Below are 1,051 nucleotides of genomic sequence, written 5' to 3'. Positions count from 1 at the left end.
CGAAGCGCCGTTGCGCATGTTGATGAACAACCTGGACCCGGAGGTCGCCGAGCGTCCGGATGACCTGGTCGTGTATGGCGGCACGGGCCGGGCTGCCCGGTCCTGGGCCGCGTTCGACGCGATCACCCGGACCCTGGAGACCATGGAGACGGACGAGACGCTGCTGGTGCAGTCCGGCAAGCCCGTGGGCGTGTTCCGCACGAACGAGTGGGCGCCGCGGGTGCTTTTGGCCAACTCGAACCTGGTGGGGGACTGGGCGACGTGGCCGGAGTTCCGCCGCCTGGAGGCAGAGGGCCTGATGATGTACGGGCAGATGACCGCCGGGTCCTGGATCTACATCGGCACCCAGGGCATCCTGCAGGGCACCTACGAGACCTTCGCCGCCGTCGGGAACAAACTCGCCGCCGCAGGCCGCCTGGCGCCGGCCGCGGAGGGTTCCACGGAGGGCCCGCTCGCGGGGACGCTGACGCTGACCGGCGGGTGCGGTGGCATGGGCGGGGCCCAGCCGCTCGCGGTGACCCTGAACGACGGGGCCTGCCTGATCGTGGACGTCGACGAGTCCCGGCTGCGCCGCCGGGTCGGCAAGCGCTACCTGGACGAGGTCGAAACCGACCTGGACACCGCGATCGCCAAAGTCCAGGCCGCCAAGGCCGAGCGCCGCGGCTGGTCCGTGGGCTACGTGGGCAACGCCGCCGAGGTCTTCCCCGAACTGCTGGCCCGCCACAAGGCCGGGGAGATCACCATCGATGTCGTGACGGACCAGACCTCCGCGCACGACCCGCTCTCCTACCTGCCCGAAGGCATCACCGTGGACGAGTGGCACACCGAGGCCGAAGCGGACCCGGAAGGGTTCACCAAGAAAGCCCAGGCCTCCATGGCCCGCCACGTCCAGGCCATGGTCGAGTTCCAGGACGCCGGGGCCGAGGTCTTCGATTACGGCAACTCGATCCGCGACGAGGCCCGCAAGGGCGGCTACGGCCGGGCGTTCGAGTTCCCCGGCTTCGTCCCGGCCTACATCCGGCCCCTGTTCTGCGAAGGACTGGGCCCGTTC

The 1,051-nt window shown here is 70.3% G+C and carries 1 protein-coding gene; it reads left to right on the top strand.

Translation table 11 applies throughout. The features are described from left to right. Nucleotides 1-1,051 (top strand): urocanate hydratase (gene hutU, locus AB4068_RS15675; RefSeq protein ID WP_441433871.1); only part of this gene is annotated, 1,051 nt, incomplete at both ends.

The sequence above is a fragment of the Arthrobacter sp. 2RAF22 genome (genome assembly GCF_052115325.1).
Lineage (GTDB): Bacteria > Actinomycetota > Actinomycetes > Actinomycetales > Micrococcaceae > Arthrobacter.
Note: the sequence above shows the minus strand (reverse complement) of the source record. Positions and strands in the feature narration are given on the sequence as shown.